Origin of the sequence: Cellulosimicrobium sp. I38E (assembly GCF_001647255.1) — a bacterium.
GTDB classification, from domain to species: domain Bacteria; phylum Actinomycetota; class Actinomycetes; order Actinomycetales; family Cellulomonadaceae; genus Cellulosimicrobium; species Cellulosimicrobium cellulans_E.
The window spans coordinates 112,887-127,358 of the sequence record NZ_LUAZ01000072.1 but is presented as its reverse complement, the minus strand read 5'-3'; the positions used below and the strand labels follow the sequence as shown (position 1 = coordinate 127,358).

The 14,472-nt window shown below is 73.6% G+C and carries 16 protein-coding genes; 8 read left to right on the top strand and 8 right to left on the bottom strand.

What is annotated here, in order from left to right:
• Positions 1-11 precede the first annotated feature (11 nt).
• Entirely contained in the window at positions 12-992 is a 981-nt protein-coding gene (locus tag A0J59_RS19150) for an SH3 domain-containing protein (protein WP_156533190.1), read from the bottom strand.
• A 171-nt stretch (positions 993-1,163) separates the two neighbouring features.
• On the opposite strand from A0J59_RS19150, the gene A0J59_RS19145 reads away from it, so the two are divergent.
• Positions 1,164-2,009, top strand: coding sequence for an aldo/keto reductase (locus tag A0J59_RS19145; RefSeq protein ID WP_064317148.1), 846 nt, complete (start codon positions 1,164-1,166; stop codon positions 2,007-2,009).
• Between the two features lie 95 nt (positions 2,010-2,104).
• Here A0J59_RS19145 and A0J59_RS19140 read toward each other — a convergent pair whose 3' ends face one another.
• The 3 genes from A0J59_RS19140 to A0J59_RS19130 form a co-directional block, all read right to left on the bottom strand.
• Positions 2,105-2,554, bottom strand: coding sequence for a hypothetical protein (locus A0J59_RS19140; RefSeq protein ID WP_064317147.1), 450 nt, complete (start codon positions 2,552-2,554; stop codon positions 2,105-2,107).
• 79 nt (positions 2,555-2,633) lie between these two features.
• Positions 2,634-3,566, bottom strand: coding sequence for an aldo/keto reductase family oxidoreductase (locus tag A0J59_RS19135; protein WP_064317146.1), 933 nt, complete (start codon positions 3,564-3,566; stop codon positions 2,634-2,636).
• 43 nt (positions 3,567-3,609) lie between these two features.
• Entirely contained in the window at positions 3,610-4,470 is an 861-nt protein-coding gene (locus tag A0J59_RS19130; RefSeq protein ID WP_047233700.1) for an aldo/keto reductase, read from the bottom strand.
• A gap of 164 nt (positions 4,471-4,634) precedes the next feature.
• Here A0J59_RS19130 and A0J59_RS19125 point away from each other — a divergent pair, with 164 nt between their 5' ends.
• The 5 genes from A0J59_RS19125 to A0J59_RS19105 all read left to right on the top strand — a co-directional run bounded on the left by A0J59_RS19125 (position 4,635) and on the right by A0J59_RS19105 (position 8,744).
• Positions 4,635-5,588, top strand: coding sequence for a LysR family transcriptional regulator (locus A0J59_RS19125; RefSeq protein WP_082141357.1), 954 nt, complete (start codon positions 4,635-4,637; stop codon positions 5,586-5,588).
• On the top strand, positions 5,585-6,865 hold the full coding sequence (locus A0J59_RS19120) for an MFS transporter (RefSeq protein WP_064317145.1): 1,281 nt from the start codon (positions 5,585-5,587) through the stop codon (positions 6,863-6,865). The genes A0J59_RS19125 and A0J59_RS19120 overlap by 4 nt, the downstream gene beginning before the upstream one ends.
• Positions 6,866-6,874: 9 nt before the next feature.
• A complete protein-coding gene (locus tag A0J59_RS19115) occupies positions 6,875-7,126 on the top strand; it encodes a hypothetical protein (protein WP_047233702.1) in 252 nt (83 codons plus the stop codon).
• 107 nt (positions 7,127-7,233) lie between these two features.
• Positions 7,234-7,827 (top strand): carboxymuconolactone decarboxylase family protein, encoded by a 594-nt coding sequence (locus A0J59_RS19110; RefSeq protein ID WP_047233703.1) that lies wholly within the window; start codon positions 7,234-7,236, stop codon positions 7,825-7,827.
• Positions 7,824-8,744: an RNA polymerase sigma-70 factor gene (locus A0J59_RS19105; protein WP_082919196.1), complete on the top strand. Its 921-nt coding sequence runs from the start codon at positions 7,824-7,826 to the stop codon at positions 8,742-8,744. Before A0J59_RS19110 ends, A0J59_RS19105 begins: the two co-directional genes overlap by 4 nt.
• Here the strand turns inward: A0J59_RS19105 and A0J59_RS19100 are convergent.
• Complete coding sequence (locus tag A0J59_RS19100) at positions 8,731-8,949, bottom strand: SCO4848 family membrane protein (protein ID WP_047233704.1); 219 nt, start codon at positions 8,947-8,949, stop codon at positions 8,731-8,733. The two genes, A0J59_RS19105 and A0J59_RS19100, sit on opposite strands and share 14 nt — an antisense overlap.
• Positions 8,950-9,119: 170 nt before the next feature.
• Between A0J59_RS19100 and A0J59_RS19095 the strand changes: the two genes are divergently transcribed.
• Positions 9,120-9,950 (top strand): siderophore-interacting protein, encoded by an 831-nt coding sequence (locus A0J59_RS19095; RefSeq protein ID WP_047233705.1) that lies wholly within the window; start codon positions 9,120-9,122, stop codon positions 9,948-9,950.
• Positions 9,951-10,000: 50 nt separating this feature from the next.
• On the opposite strand, the gene A0J59_RS19090 is transcribed toward A0J59_RS19095, so the two are convergent.
• Together A0J59_RS19090 and A0J59_RS19085 are read right to left on the bottom strand one after the other, a co-directional pair.
• Positions 10,001-11,110: an acyl-CoA desaturase gene (locus A0J59_RS19090; protein ID WP_064317144.1), complete on the bottom strand. Its 1,110-nt coding sequence runs from the start codon at positions 11,108-11,110 to the stop codon at positions 10,001-10,003.
• 154 nt (positions 11,111-11,264) lie between these two features.
• On the bottom strand, positions 11,265-12,218 hold the full coding sequence (locus A0J59_RS19085) for a helix-turn-helix domain-containing protein (RefSeq protein ID WP_064317143.1): 954 nt from the start codon (positions 12,216-12,218) through the stop codon (positions 11,265-11,267).
• A 90-nt stretch (positions 12,219-12,308) separates the two neighbouring features.
• Here A0J59_RS19085 and A0J59_RS21750 point away from each other — a divergent pair, with 90 nt between their 5' ends.
• On the top strand, positions 12,309-12,707 hold the full coding sequence (locus tag A0J59_RS21750; RefSeq protein ID WP_064317142.1) for a hypothetical protein: 399 nt from the start codon (positions 12,309-12,311) through the stop codon (positions 12,705-12,707).
• Between the two features lie 84 nt (positions 12,708-12,791).
• Here A0J59_RS21750 and mqo read toward each other — a convergent pair whose 3' ends face one another.
• Positions 12,792-14,312: a malate dehydrogenase (quinone) gene (mqo, locus tag A0J59_RS19075; protein WP_053371493.1), complete on the bottom strand. Its 1,521-nt coding sequence runs from the start codon at positions 14,310-14,312 to the stop codon at positions 12,792-12,794.
• Positions 14,313-14,472: the final 160 nt, after the last annotated feature.

Below are 14,472 nucleotides of genomic sequence, written 5' to 3'. Positions count from 1 at the left end.
GGGGGCGGAACCTAGGACGTGCTGACGTGCACGTGGTCGAAGTGGTTGGCGGTCGTGCCGCCGCGGTCCTCCATGCCGGACCACGCGCTCGTGGGGTCTCCAGCCATCCAGATCTGCTGCTGGTAGATGAGGTACGTGATCCCCAGCGCCCCGGCGTTGGCCTGGAGGTAGCGGGCGATCTCCCAGCCCGTCTCGCCCGTGATCATGATGTCCAGGGCGCGGCCGGTGCCGTGGTCGCCGCTGTCGCCCGGGCGGATCCCGCCGTAGGAGGTCACCTGCGGGAATATCGCGCACACCGCACGGTAGACCGCGCGGGCGTTGGACTGGAGCGACGACTCGATCCCGGAGCTCACCGAGCAGGCGGCGTCGGAGATGCCGCTCGCGCTCGACCCGCCGCCGCTCGCGGCGGTCGCCGCCGGCGCCTCGGGCTGGGAGTCCGCGAGGAAGCTCGACTTGATCCAGGCCGCGGCACCGTCCCAGACGACCTGGCTCCACTCGCCCTCGGTGGCGCCGGTGACGTCGACGGCGGTGGCGAACGCGGCGGTCGCGACACGCCCGGCGTCGGCCGACGGCCCGGTGCGGACGTTGACGGCGTCGGTGGTCCAGAGCTGGCCCGTGGCGACGGGGACGACCGGGGTGGGCGGGGCGACCTCGGCGGCGGGGACCACGGTGATCTTCGCCGCGGTCTCGACGACGGGGGACTCCTGGGTCGCCGCCGGGGGAGCGACGCGCTCGGCGGAGCGGCTGGCGGCACCCGTGCCACGCTTCACGGTCGACCCGGAGGCGGGCTCGACGCTCAGCGGTGCGAGGTCGGGGTTCCCCTCGGCGGGCTGGGGGCCCGCGCCGACGACGCCTGCGCCGAGCAGGCCGACGAGGGCGAGCGCCGGGAGCTTGAGCGCCCGTGCCGGGCGCGTCGGGAACGACGGCAGGGCAGGGAGCCGGAGGGAGCGCGCGGGCGCTGCGGGTGCGGCGCTGTGGCGGCCTCGGGACATGGTGCGCTCCGGTTCGTTCGTGATCAGGACCGCGCCCATGTAACCAAACCGTGATCTACAAAGTCCAACCCGGATCTCGCCGTGCAGGTCAGGGACTCATGAGCGCGAGCGCTGAGTCGCATGCCCGGCAGTCGTTGGACGCCTGGACGGCCGGTTCCTAGGCTGGAGGGCATGACCGCTCCCTCTGTCCCGACCGTGACGCTCAACTCCGGTCACACCATCCCCCAGCTCGGCTTCGGCGTCTTCCTCGTCCCGCCGGACGAGGCGGAGAAGGCCGTGAGCGAGGCCCTCGAGATCGGCTACCGCCACATCGACACGGCCGCGATCTACCGCAACGAGGAGGGCGTCGGCGCCGCGATCGCGAAGAGCGGCGTCCCGCGCGACGAGCTCTTCGTCACGACCAAGCTGTGGAACGACCGTCAGTCCGGCGAGCAGCCGCACGACGCGATCCGCGAGAGCCTGGACAAGCTCGGCCTCGAGTTCGTCGACCTCTACCTCACGCACTGGCCGGCGCCCGCCCAGGACCAGTACACGAACGCGTGGGCCAAGCTCATCGAGATCCGCGACGCCGGCCTGGCGCGCTCGATCGGCGTCTCGAACCACCTGCCCGAGCACCTCGACCGGATCGTCGCGGACACGGGCGTGGTCCCCGCCGTCGACCAGATCGAGCTGCACCCGGCCTACCAGCAGCGCGACGTGCTCGCGTGGGCCGACGCGAACGGCATGAAGATCGAGGCGTGGGGCCCGCTCGGCCAGGGCAAGTACCCGCTGTTCGAGCGGCAGGCCGTCGTCGACGCCGCGGCCGCCCATGGCGTGACGCCCGCCCAGGCGGTCCTGCGCTGGCACCTGCAGCGCGGTTTCATCGTGTTCCCCAAGTCGTCGCGCAAGGAGCGCATGGCGGAGAACTTCGACCTCTTCGGGTTCGAGCTCACGGCCGACGAGGTCGCGGCGATCGACGCCCTCGACACGGGCGACGGCTCGGGCCGCGTGAGCGCGCACCCGTCCGAGGTCAACTGACCCCGTCTCCCCGGGGCCTCCACGGGCACTCGCAGCACGACGAGGGGCGCCGTCCGGAAGGACGGCGCCCCTCGTCGTGCGTGGGGGAGACCCGGTCAGCCGCAGTCGTCGCAGATGCCCGTCGCGGGCAGCACCGTGAAGCACGTGGGGCACACGGCCGGCGGCTTCTCGGGCTCGGACGCACGCGGCGTCGTCGTGCGTCGCGGGGTACGGGGCGCGGTCGCGGCCTTCGCCGCGGTCCGACGTGCGGGCGCCGGCGCTGCGGGCGCCGCGCCCGGCACGTCGAAGCCGCGCTTGCGCAGCAGGTCCGCGACGCTCACGGGGCTGTTGCGGAACTCCTCGGCCGTCGCGACGCGGCCGGTCGCGTACCGGTGCGCGACGCCGAGGATCGCCTGGGCGTCGTACGCGCGGTCCTCGTGGAGGAGGGGGGTGCCGGGGGCGGCGGTGAACCCGTAGACCCCGAGGAACGCGTCCCGGCCCCGGTCGTCCCAGTCCGCGATCGCCTGGAGGATGTGCTGCCGGGTCACTGCCGAGAAGGTTGCCACGGCACGAGCCTAGACCGCCCCGCAGGGCGGCCCGGACGGCCGGTGCGTGACCTCCGACACCAGCGTCCGGGCGCGCGCGTCAGGGGACGGTGTAGCCCGCGGCGCGGAACAGCTCGTACCACTCCGCGCGCGTGAGCGGCACCTCCGAGCCGAGGGCCGCGCCCGCCACGCGCTCGGGGCTCGTCGTGCCGAGCACGACCTGCATCCGTGCCGGGTGCCGCGTGATCCAGGCGGTCGCGATCGCGATGGGCGGGACGTCGTAGCGGGCGGCGAGACGGTCGATCACGGCGTTGAGCTCGGGGTACTTCTCCGAGCCCAGGAAGACGCCGGTGAAGAACCCCGCCTGGAACGGCGACCACGCCTGGACCGTGATGTCGTGCAGGCGGCAGTAGTCGAGGATCCCGCTGTCGCGGCTGATCGACTGGTCCAGGCCCTGCATGTTCGACGCGACCCCCTGCGCGACGATCGGCGCGTGCGTGATCGAGAGCTGGAGCTGGTTCGCGACGATCGGCTGCTCGACGTACCGGCGCAGCAGCTCGATCTGGCCCGGCGTGTGGTTCGAGACCCCGAACGCGAGCACCTTGCCCGCGGCGTGCAGGTCGGCGAACGCGCGCGCGACCTCCTCGGGCTCGACGAGGGCGTCGGGCCGGTGCAGCAGGAGGATGTCGAGGTAGTCCGTGCGCAGCGCGTCGAGCGAGCCCTCGACGGACGCGACGAGGTGCTCGTAGGAGAAGTCGAAGTAGGGGCCCTCGGGCACGATCCCGGCCTTCGACTGGATGACCCACTCACCGCGCTCGGCGGGCGAGAGGTCGAGGGCCTCGGCGAACCGGCGCTCGCAGCCGTGCAGGTCCGTGCCGTAGACGTCGGCGTGGTCGAGGAACGTGATGCCGGCGTCGCGGGCCGTGCGCACCAGGGTGCGGACCTCGTCGTCGGTCTTGTCCTGGATGCGCATGAGGCCGAGGACGACGTCCGGCACGACCAGGTCGGTGCCGGGCAGGGTGAAGGTCTTCATCGGTGGAGCTCCTTCGCGGGGGTGGGGAGGGTTCCGGCGGTCGTCACGCGGCGGAGAGCCGCGCGACCTCTTCCGGGGTCAGGACGAGGTCTGCGGCGGCGGCGGAGTCACGGATCGACTCCGGCCGCGAGGCGCCGGGGATGGGGATCACGACGGGTGCGAGCGCGAGCTCCCACGCGAGCGTGACCTGGTAGACGCTCACGCCGTGCGCGTCGGCGACGTCCTGGAACACGGCGTGGCGCGCGCCGAGCTCGGCGGCGTTCGCGATCCCGCCGAGCGGGCTCCACGGCAGGAACGCGACGCCGAGCGCCGCGCAGTGCTCGAGCTCGCCCTGGCTGGAGCGGAAGCGCGGCGAGAACTGGTTCTGCACGGACGCGAGCCTGCCGCCCAGGAGGTCGTGCGCGAGGTCGATCTGCCCGACGTCCGCGTTCGAGATCCCGGCCTGCTGGATCACGCCCTCGTCGAGCAGCTCGACGAGCGCGCCGACCGAGTCGGTGTAGGGGACCTCGGGGTCGGGGCGGTGGAACTGGTACAGCCCGATCGCGTCGACGCCGAGCCGGCGCGCCGACTCCTTGGCGGCGCGCTTGAGGTAGGCAGGGTCTCCGTTCCGGGTCCAGGTGCCGTCGCCAGGTCGCAGATGGCCGCCCTTGGTCGCGACGAGGACGTCGGAGGTGTCGCTGCCGTACGACCGGAGGGCACGGGCGATCAGCTCCTCGTTGTGCCCGACCTCGTCGGCGTGCAGGTGGTAGGCGTCGGCCGTGTCGATCAGCGTGACGCCGGCGTCGAGCGCGGCGTGGACCGTCGCGACGGACCGGGCCTCGTCCGGTCGGCCCTCGATCGACATCGGCATGCCGCCGAGACCGATCGCGGAGACCGTCCGGGATCCGAGAGTGCGCTGCTGCATGGGGGACTTCCTCACGGTTCAGGGGTAGGAAGGGTCGTCGCCCGCCTGCGAGGGCGGAGCGCCGGGCAGTGCGAGACGACGGACCGGGACTGCTCGAGCGTAGGAAGCGATAATCTAGAAGTCCAACAACTAGTAGTTGTCAAATAGAGAAGTGCGAGTGGTCAATGGATCTTCGTCAGATGGAGTACCTCGTCGCGCTCGCGGACGAGCGCCAGTTCACCCGCGCGGCGCAGCTCGTCGGCGTCTCCCAGTCGGGCCTGTCCGCCGCGGTCCGCAGCCTCGAGGAGGAGCTCGGCGCGAGCCTGTTCACGCGCACGACGCGCCGCGTCGAGCCCACCGAGGCGGGCCTGGCGCTGCTGCCGCACGCACGCTCCATGCTCGCGCAGGCGGCCGCCGGTCGCGACGCGGTCGTCCGCGCGACGCGCGCGCTGTCCGGCTCGCTGCGCGTGGGATCGGAGCAGTGCCTCGGGGTCCTCGACGTCACCACGTTGCTCGAGCGCTTCCACCGCCGCTACCCCCAGGTGGAGATCCACTTCGCGCAGGCCGGCTCGCACGACCTCCTCGCGCGCGTGCGCGAGGGCGACCTGGACGTCGCGTTCGTCGCCACCACCGAGCACCTGGGGTCGCTGTCGCAGACCGTGCTGGGCAGCGAGCCGCTCGTGCTCGTGTGCGCGCCCGAGCACCCGCTCGCCACGCGCGGCCGGGTGGACTGGGCCGACCTCTCCGGCCAGGAGTTCGTCGACTTCGACCCGTCGTGGGGCGCGCGTCCCGTCAACGACGCCACGTGCGCCGCGCACGGCGTGCACCGCCGCGTGCGGTGCTCGGTCAACGACGTGCACACGCTCCTCGAGCTCGTCGACCGGGGCCTCGGGATCGCGCTCGTCCCGCGCCACGTCGCGGCGAAGCCTCAGGCGGAGCGCCTCGTCACGCTCGCGCTGCCCGAGGCCGGCGCGCCCAGCTGGGTCGTCTCCGTCGTGACCGGGCGCTGGGACAGCGGGGCCTCCGCGGCGCCCCAGCTCCTCGAGCTCCTCGCCGACGCGCCCGCGTGCCGTGGCGTCGAGGTCACGCGACCCGACGGCGAGCGGTCGGGCGTCGAGGTCGCGGCGGAGGTGCGGTGACCGCCCCCGCGGGCACCGACGCGCCGCTCTTCCCCCTGCGCAGCGTCGTCCTCGGCGCGTTCGTCCCGACGCTCGTCCTCGAGATCGGCATCGGGGCGATGCTGCCCGTCGTCGCGGTCACCGCGACCGGGCGCGGGGCGAGCCTCACCGTCGCGGGGCTCGTCGCCGCGCTCGTCCCGATCGGCAAGATCCTGTTCGACCTCCCGGCCGGGGCGCTCGCGCAGCGGATCGGCGACCGGGCGGCCATGCTGCTCGCGGGCGGCGTTGCCGTCGTCGCGTTCGCGACGATCGCGCTCAGCCCGAACCTCGGGGGACTGGCTGCTGGCGTCCTCGCCCTCGGTGCGTCGACCGCCGTCTTCAACCTCGCCCGTCAGGCCTACCTCACCGAGATCACCCCGCCGCTGCGGCGGGCGCGCGTCCTGTCCACGCTCGCGGGCGTGCACCGCATCGGGCTGTTCCTCGGTCCGTTCGCGGGGGCGGCCGTCATCGCGGCGACGGACGTGCGCGGCGCCTACTGGCTCGGCGCCGTGGCCGCGTTGGCGGCGGTGGCGGTCCTCGCCGTCGTGCGCCCGGAGCCGGCGGCCCAGGACGAGCCGGGCCGCGTACGGACACGCGGCCCCGCGGCAGGACCGCGGGTGACCATCGCCGGCGTGGCGCGCGAGCACCGGCGCCTCTTCGCGACGCTCGGCGTCGCGATCCTCCTCGTGAGCGCCGTGCGCGGGGCGCGCCAGACCGTCATCCCGCTCTGGGGCGAGCACCTCGGGCTGGATGCGGAGGTGACGTCGCTGATCTTCGGCGTCTCCGGCGCGCTCGACATGCTGCTGTTCTACCCGGCGGGCAAGGTCATGGACCGGTTCGGACGGCTGTGGGTGGCCGTGCCCTCGATGCTCACCATGGCCGCCGGGCTCGCGCTCCTGCCCTTCGCCCACACGGTGGGCGCGGTGACCGTCGTCGCGGCACTGCTCGGGGTCGGCAACGGGATGGGGTCGGGCATCGTCATGACGCTGGGGGCCGACGTCGCACCCGCAGAGGTGCGCCCGACCTTCCTCAGCGTGTGGCGCCTCTTCCAGGACACGGGCGACGCGCTCGGGCCCCTCGTGCTCTCGGCGGGGGCAGCACTGGGGTCGCTCGCGGCGGGGGTCTGGGCGACGTCGGTGCTCGGCGCGGGGTCCGCGGCGGCCCTCGCGCGCTGGGTGCCCCGGTACTCGCCGCTCGCGAACCTCGTGCGGCCGCGCGCCGGGCAAAAGGCCGTGCGCGTCCCGTCCGACGCGCCCTAGCGTGGCGGGATGGCGAGCGACGGCACCGATCCCGGCCCGTTCCCCGACCCGTTCGACCACCAGGTGACCCAGGACGGTCGCGTCCGGGTCGCGCGCGGCGGGCGCGTCGTCGTCACCGTCGCCGGGACGGCGGCCGACCGGCTCGTCGTGGCCCTGGAACGGGCAGAGGCGCGTGACGACGAGGGCGAGGTCCAGCTCCTGCTCGCCAGGGCGACGGGGAACTACCGACGCGGCAACGAGAAGCGCGCCCACCGGCCGTGACGCAGGTCACGCGCGGGCATGTCACGCGCGGCCCGCGGCGGGCGTCTGGATGGTCGACCTCGCGCACGACCGGCGCGCACCGCGCCGGCTGACGGAAGGAGACCCTCGTGGCCCGCATCTCGCTCGACCCGCCCCGGACCCTGCTCAACCGCACGCTCGCCGCGCTCTCGCGGCGGCGGTACGGCGCCGTGCTCGAGCCGCTCGCCGCCGTCGGGCACAACCCGCGCGTCGCGACGACGTACGGCGTCCTCGAGGCGGGCGTCGCGCGCTGGCGGACGCTCGACCCGACGCTCTCGGCGCTCGCGGTCATGGCGTCCGCGGTGCAGATCGGCTGCTCGTGGTGCGTCGACTTCGGCTACTGGGAGTCGGAGCACGGCGACGTCGACCCCGGCAAGCTCCACGACGTGCCCGCGTGGCGCGAGAGCGACGCGTACAGCGCCGTCGAGCGGCGCGTGCTCGAGTACGCCGAGGCGGCGACCGCGACCCCGCCGACGGTGACGGACGAGCTCGCGGCCGCGCTGGTCGACGACCTGGGCGAGCCCGCATTCGTCGAGCTCACGGCCCTGGTCGCGCTGGAGAACCTGCGCAGCCGGATCAACGCGGCCCTCGGCCTGTCCAGCCAGGGCTTCAGCGACCGGTGCGAGGTCCCGCTCGGCGGGGGGCTGCGCGCGGCAGGCACGGCTGGCAGGCTGGCCGGGTGAGCGAGAGCGCCGGGTCCCCGCCGCCCGACGGCGCCGCGGGGCCCCGCGGTCCCGGTGCGGCCCTCGCGCCGTTCACGACGCACCGTCGCCTGCTCTTCACGGTCGCGTACGAGATGACGGGCTCCGCCGCGGACGCCGAGGACGTGGTCCAGGAGGCCTGGCTGCGCTGGTCCTCGGCGGACCGGTCCGGCGTCCTGGACCCGCGCGCCTACCTCGTGCGCGTCACGACACGGCTCGCGCTCGACCGGCTGCGCACGCTGCGGACGCGGCGCGAGACGTACGTGGGGTCGTGGCTGCCCGACCCGCTCCTCACGACGCCGGACGCCGCGCTGCAGGTCGAGCGCGCGGAGGACGTGTCGATGGCGCTGCTCGTCGTGCTGGAGACGCTGAGCCCGCTCGAGCGTGCCGTGTTCGTGCTGCGCGAGGTATTCGACGTCCCCTACGACGAGATCGCCGACGGCCTCGACCGCTCGCCCGAGGCCGTGCGCCAGACCGCGCACCGCGCGCGCGAGCACGTACGGGCGCGGCGCCCGCGGTTCACCCCGCCCGACGACGCGCAGCGCGCGGCGGTCGAGCGGTTCATGGCCGCGTGCGCGACGGGAGACACGACCGCGCTCGTCGAGATCCTCGCGCCGGACGTCGTCGTGGTGAGCGACGGCGGCGGCAAGGCGCGCGCGGCCCTGCGGCCCGTGACGGGTGCGGACAAGGTGGCGCGGATGCTCGTGGGTCTCTCGGCGAAGCCCGAGACGACGGCGATGGCCTTCGAGCCCGCGCTCGTGAACGGGGCTCTGGGCGGCGTGTGGACCGTCGGCGGGGAGCCCGCCATGGCCGCGACCGTCGAGTACGACGGCGAGCGCGTCGTGCGCGTCCTGCTCTTCCGCAACCCGGAGCGGCTGGCCGGGCTCAGACGAGCGTGAGGACGCCGAGCACGCCGACCGCCAGGGCCAGCACGAGCGAGACCGCGATGAGCGCGACGTGCACCGTGAGGAAGCGCGTCGCGCGCCCGTCGGCGTCACGTGCGCGCGGGTCCTTGGCGATGCGCTGGAGGAACCGCGGCCAGATGAGCAGGTTCCACGCGGCGGTGACGAGCAGGACGACGGACCAGGCGACGGGGAGCTCCACGCACCGAGCATGACACCGGTCTGCGACGTCCCCGGACGGAGGAGCGCGCACCGGGTGTGGGATCGACCACATCGACGCCGGGTGTCAGGTGAGGCTAGCCTTGCCTCGGTTCCGTGCTCGCGGGGCCGTCGTCCGCCCGGCACGCCGGGCCGCACCCCGAGGAGCCACCGGTGGCCACCTTCAAGACGGTCAAGCCCGCCGACGCTCACGTCGTCACGCTGAGCGTCGTCGGGAGCAAGCGGGTGAGCCCCCACGTCGTGCGGGTCACGCTCGGTGGCGACGACATGGAGCTCTTCACGCCGATGGGCTTCGACCAGTGGTTCCGGCTCTTCTTGGCCCGCGACGACCAGGACTCCCTCCGGCTGCCGACGCGCACCTCGGGCCTGTGGTACGTCCAGTACCTCGCGACGCCCAAGGCGCGCCGTCCCTGGGTCCGCAACTACACGGTGCGCGCCGCGCGGCCCGACCTGCGCGAGATCGACGTCGACTTCGTCGTCCACGGCGACGCCGGCCCCGCGTCGTCGTTCGCGCTGTCCGCGCAGCCGGGTGACCGCGTCGGCCTGCTCGACCAGGGGGTCGGCTACAACCCGCGCGTCCCGCACGACTGGACGCTCGTCGTCGCCGACGAGACCGGGCTGCCGGCCGTCGCGGGGATCTGCGAGTCGCTGCCCGACGACGCGCGCGGCCTCGCGATCGTCGAGATCCCCGAGGCGGCGGACGCGCAGGACTTCCGCGTGCCGGCGGGTGTCGAGCTGCGCTGGGTCGTGCGCGAGGGCGCGGCGCCCGCGGGCACCGACCCGCACGAGCTCCTGCCCGGCGCGCTGGCGCTCGAGGCCGTGCGGTCGGCCGACCTGCCGTCCGGGCCCGTCTACGCGTACGCGGTGGGGGAGTCGACGCTCGCGACCGGGGTGCGCCGCCACCTCGTCAACGACCGCGGCGTGCCCAAGACGCACGTCGACTTCGTCGGGTACTGGCGGCACGGTCACGCGGCGTCCGCCTGACCGGACCGCGCGTCGTCGCGCGGTGCGGCCCCGGCGGTCCGGCGCGGCCGTCAGACCTTGCGGAGCTGGCGGAACATCGGGCAGTCGAACGGGTCGCGCGCGGAGAGCCCGACGCGGTTGAGGTACCGGACGACGATGCCGTAGGACTGCACGAGGCTCGTCTCCGTGTAGGGCAGGCCGAGGTTCGCGCAGTGCTCGCGCACGATCTCGCGCGCCCGCGCGAGGTGGGGCCGCGGCATGCTCGGGAACAGGTGGTGCTCGATCTGGAAGTTGAGCCCGCCCATGAGGATGTTCATCCACCAGCCGCCGCGGATGTTGCGCGACGTGAGGACCTGCTTCGAGAGGAAGTCGATCTTCGTGTTCTCGGGGATGATCGCCATGCCCTTGTGGTTCGGCGCGAACGACGCGCCCATGTAGACGCCGAACACCGCGAGCTGCACGCCGAGGAACGCGAAGGCCATGCCGAGCGGCAGGAACCAGAAGATCGCGCCGACGTAGAGCGACAGGCGCAGCGTGAGGATCACGAGCTCGACGACCCGGGCCCGGAGGTTGCCTCGCGCCCGGCCGCCCGCGAGGAGCGAGCGGTACGCCTGGACGTGCAGGTTGAGGCCCTCGAGCGTGAGCAGCGGGAAGAAGAGCCAGCCCTGGTAGCGGTTGATCACGGAGCGGAAGCCCTTCGCCGCGGCGGCGTCGTCGTCGAGGAAGACGACGACGTCCGGGGCGATGTCCGGGTCCTTGCCGCGCTGGTTGGGGTTCGCGTGGTGGCGTGTGTGCTTGTTCATCCACCACGAGTGGCTGATCCCCACGACGCCGTTCGCGAGGATGCGACCCAGGCGGTCGTTCGCCGGGCCGGACGCGAAGACCTGGCGGTGGGACGCCTCGTGGGCGACGAACGCGAACTGCGTGAAGACCAGGCCGAGCGCGCCGGCGATCAGGAGCTGGAACCACGAGTCGCCGAGGAGGACGAACCCGGCGACGGCGCCGCCGAGCGCGAGCGTCAGGACGGCGAGGGTCCAGAGGTAGTAGCCGTGCGTGCGGTGGAGCAGTCCGGCGTCGCGCACGGTGCGCGACAGCGCGCTGTAGGTGCTGGTGACGGCGCCCGGCTCGTCGGTGCGGGGGCGGGTGGCCCGGAAGCCCGGGCGCACTGCGGCAGAGGTCATGTGCGGCCTCGCAGGGTGTCGGTGTCGACTTCCCAGCCGCGGAGGTGAGCGGGTGCTCGTGGTGCAGATCACCCCACCCTACGGGACCGTAGGTTGCGCGCGCGAGCGCGGCACGTGAAGAACTCGCGCAGGAGCCTCGGGGGCCGCGTCGTCGTCAGGCGGCGAAGCGGAACGTCTGGCGGTACTCCGTCGGCGTGATGCCGACCGCGCGCCGGAAGTGGTGGCGCAGGAGCGCCGCCGACCCGAACCCGCAGCGCCGCGCGACCTCCTCGAGGTCCAGCGTCGACTCCTCGAGCAGGGACTGCGCGTGCCCCACGCGCTGCGACGTGAGCCACGCGAGCGGCGTCGTGCCCGTCTGGGCGACGAACGAGCGCGCGAACGTGCGCTCCGACGTGTGGGCGCGGCGCGCCAGGTCCCGCACCGTGAGCGGCTCGTCGAGGTGCTCGGTCATCCACTCCAGCAGCTCGGCGAAGGAGTCCTCCTCGCACTCCGGGACCGGGCGCTCGATGAACTGGCGCTGCCCGCCGTCGCGCTGGGGCGGCACGACCATGCGCCGCGCGATCGTGTTCGCGACCTTGGCCCCGAGCTCGCGCCGCACGAGGTGCAGGCACGCGTCGATCCCGGCGGCGGTCCCGGCGCTCGTGACGAGGTTGCCGTCGTCGACGAACAGCACGTCCGGGTCGATGTCCAGGCTGGGGTACTGGCGGCGCAGCTCGTCGGCGTGCATCCAGTGGGTCGTGACGCGTCGCCCCTCGATCACGCCGGCCGCGGCGAGGAGGAAGACCCCTGAGCACACGCTCAGCAGCAGCGCGCCGCGCTCGGACGCGCGCCGGACCGCGTCCAGCACCTCGGGCGGGTAGTGCGAGCCGATGCGGATCGCCGGGACGACGAGGAGGTCGACGTCGTCCGTGGCGTCGAGCCCGTGGTCGGGGACGACCTGCGCGCCGACCGACGTGCGCACGGGCCGCCCGGCGACCGGTCCGCACACGCGGAAGTCGAACGACGGGACGCCGTCCTCGCTCCGGTCGAGGCCGAAGACCTCGCACACGACGCCGAACTCGAACGGGGCCAGGCCGTCGCACACGACGGCCGCGACGGAGCGCACCATGCACGGCACGCTACGCCCGTGGCGGGATCTTGTCGAGAGGTGTCGGTCCTGCCACTCGTCGCCCCGCACGTGCGACGACAGGGTGGAGGCATGGACATCTTCTGGGGTGCGGTGGTTCTTCTCCTCGTCGTCGGCCCGACCGTCGCGGCTCTCGCGGTGCGGCGCGCGGACCCCGCGCGGCCGTGGTTCCCCGCGGGGTCCGACGGCGCGTGGCCGGGCGGTGGCGCGTGGGGTGACCGGTCGGTCCACGGCGAGCGCTGGGACCGCGACGCGCAGCGTCTCGACGCGGACCTGCGCGCCGCGGCCGCTCGCCCGGACGCACAGCCCGGGCCGGTCGACCCGCACGAGGTCGCGGCCGAGCTCGTGCTGCGGCGCGTCGTCCCGAACCCCGCGGTGCGGGACGGCGTCCGCGGGCTCCCGCCGGCTCCCGCGACGCACGCCGAGCCGGCACCGTCGCGCGCGGGGCGGCGCGTGCGGCTCCCGCGCTGACCGTCGCGGCCGGGCGCGGGACGCACGACGGCCCGGACCTCGTGGAGGTCCGGGCCGTCGCGGGGGAGGGGCGTCAGATCGTGGTCAGGCGCGCGAGCCGACGGCGTCGACGTCCGCGCCGCCCGTGAGCTGGTCGAGGCCCTCGAGCTCCTCGGCCTCCCACGGCGCCTGGCCGAGGCTCGGGATCATCGTCGCGAGCTCGGGGCGCCACTTGGTGAAGCGGGCGGGGAAGCAGCGCTCGAGCAGGTCGATCATCGCGGGGACCGCGGTCGACGCGCCCGGAGAGGCGCCGAGCAGGCCCGCGATGGAGCCGTCGCCCGCGGCGATGACCTCGGTGCCGAACTCGAGGACGCCCTTGCCGTCCTTGTCCTTCTTGATGACCTGGACGCGCTGGCCCGCGGTGATGGTCTCCCAGTCCTTCGGGTGCGCCGTCGGCATGAAGCCCTGGAGCGCCGTGAACTTGGTCTCCGGGCTCGCGAGGAGCTGGCCGACCAGGTACTGGGTGAGGTCGAGGTTCTTCAGGCCCGCGCCGACCATCGAGCCGAGGTTGTGCAGGCGCAGCGACGTGAACAGCCCGAGGTACTTGCCCTTCTTGAGGTACTTGGGGCTGAACCCGGCGTACGGGCCGAACATCAGGTACGTCTTGCCCTCGACGACCCGCGTGTCCAGGTGCGGGACGGACATGGGCGGGGAGCCGACGTCGGCCTTGCCGTACACCTTGGCCTGGTGCTGCGCGACGAGCTCGGGGCTGTCGGTGCGCAGGAACTCGCCGCTGATGGGGAAGCCGCCGTAGCCCTTGGCCTCGGGGATGCCCGCGGCCTGGAGCAGCGGCAGGGCACCGCCGCCCGCGCCGACGAACACGAACCGGGCCTCGACGGTCGAGCGGCGCTTCGGGGCGTTCCACGAGCGGTCCTTGACCGTCAGGCGCCAGCGGCCGTCCTTCGTCTTCTTGAGGTTCTTCACCTCGTGCTCGAGGAAGAGCTGCGTGCCCTGGGAGACGAGGTAGTCGACGAGCTGCTGCGTGAGGGCGCCGAAGTCGACGTCCGTGCCGCTCGTCGCGCGCGTCGCCGCGACCGGCTCGTCACCGTCGCGCTCCGCGACGAGGAGCGGCGCCCACTCGGCGATCACGGCGGGGTCGTCGCTGAACTCGAGCTCGCTGAACAGCGGGTGCTGGCGCAGCGTCTCGAACCGGCGGCGCAGGTAGTCGACGTTCTCCGCGCCGCGCACGAACGTCATGTGCGGCGTGCGGGAGATGAAGCTCGCGGGCTGCGGGAGCGCGCCCGTCGTGAGCAGGTGGTGCCAGAACTCGCGCGACACCTCGAACTGCTCGTTGATCTTCACCGCCTTGGTGATGTCGATCGAGCCGTCCGCCTTCTCCGGCGTGTAGTTCAGCTCGCACAGGGCGGCATGACCCGTCCCGGCGTTGTTCCACGGGTTCGACGACTCCTGCGCCACGGCGTCCAGACGCTCGTAGATGCGCACGGTCCAGGAGGGCTCCAGGACCTTGAGGAGAGCCCCCAGCGTGGCGCTCATGATGCCACCGCCGATGAGGGCTACGTCGATCTGGTCTGCGCTGCTTGCGGGGTTGCTCGCTCGACTCGACACGCTCCGATTCTACGCTTGTGAAAGAGTGCACTAACTGTGCGGTGCGTCACGGGCGTGCGTCACACTTTCCCGGGACGAACGTCCCGAGCGGCACAGGCCGGACGTCTCGCCCCTCGTGGCGCCGCCTTTCCACGCCGAGGTAGGACCGTGGTCGCGCGAG

What these genes read in the sequence shown, in the direction of transcription:
- A0J59_RS19150 (WP_156533190.1), bottom strand. Translation starts at nt 992, where the DNA reads ATGTCCCGAGGCCGCCACAGCGCCGCACCCGCAGCGCCCGCGCGCTCC.
- A0J59_RS19145 (WP_064317148.1), top strand. Translation starts at nt 1,164, where the DNA reads ATGACCGCTCCCTCTGTCCCGACCGTGACGCTCAACTCCGGTCACACC.
- A0J59_RS19135 (WP_064317146.1), bottom strand. Translation starts at nt 3,566, where the DNA reads ATGAAGACCTTCACCCTGCCCGGCACCGACCTGGTCGTGCCGGACGTC.
- A0J59_RS19130 (WP_047233700.1), bottom strand. Translation starts at nt 4,470, where the DNA reads ATGCAGCAGCGCACTCTCGGATCCCGGACGGTCTCCGCGATCGGTCTC.
- A0J59_RS19125 (WP_082141357.1), top strand. Translation starts at nt 4,635, where the DNA reads ATGGATCTTCGTCAGATGGAGTACCTCGTCGCGCTCGCGGACGAGCGC.
- A0J59_RS19115 (WP_047233702.1), top strand. Translation starts at nt 6,875, where the DNA reads ATGGCGAGCGACGGCACCGATCCCGGCCCGTTCCCCGACCCGTTCGAC.
- A0J59_RS19090 (WP_064317144.1), bottom strand. Translation starts at nt 11,110, where the DNA reads ATGACCTCTGCCGCAGTGCGCCCGGGCTTCCGGGCCACCCGCCCCCGC.
- A0J59_RS19085 (WP_064317143.1), bottom strand. Translation starts at nt 12,218, where the DNA reads ATGGTGCGCTCCGTCGCGGCCGTCGTGTGCGACGGCCTGGCCCCGTTC.
- A0J59_RS21750 (WP_064317142.1), top strand. Translation starts at nt 12,309, where the DNA reads ATGGACATCTTCTGGGGTGCGGTGGTTCTTCTCCTCGTCGTCGGCCCG.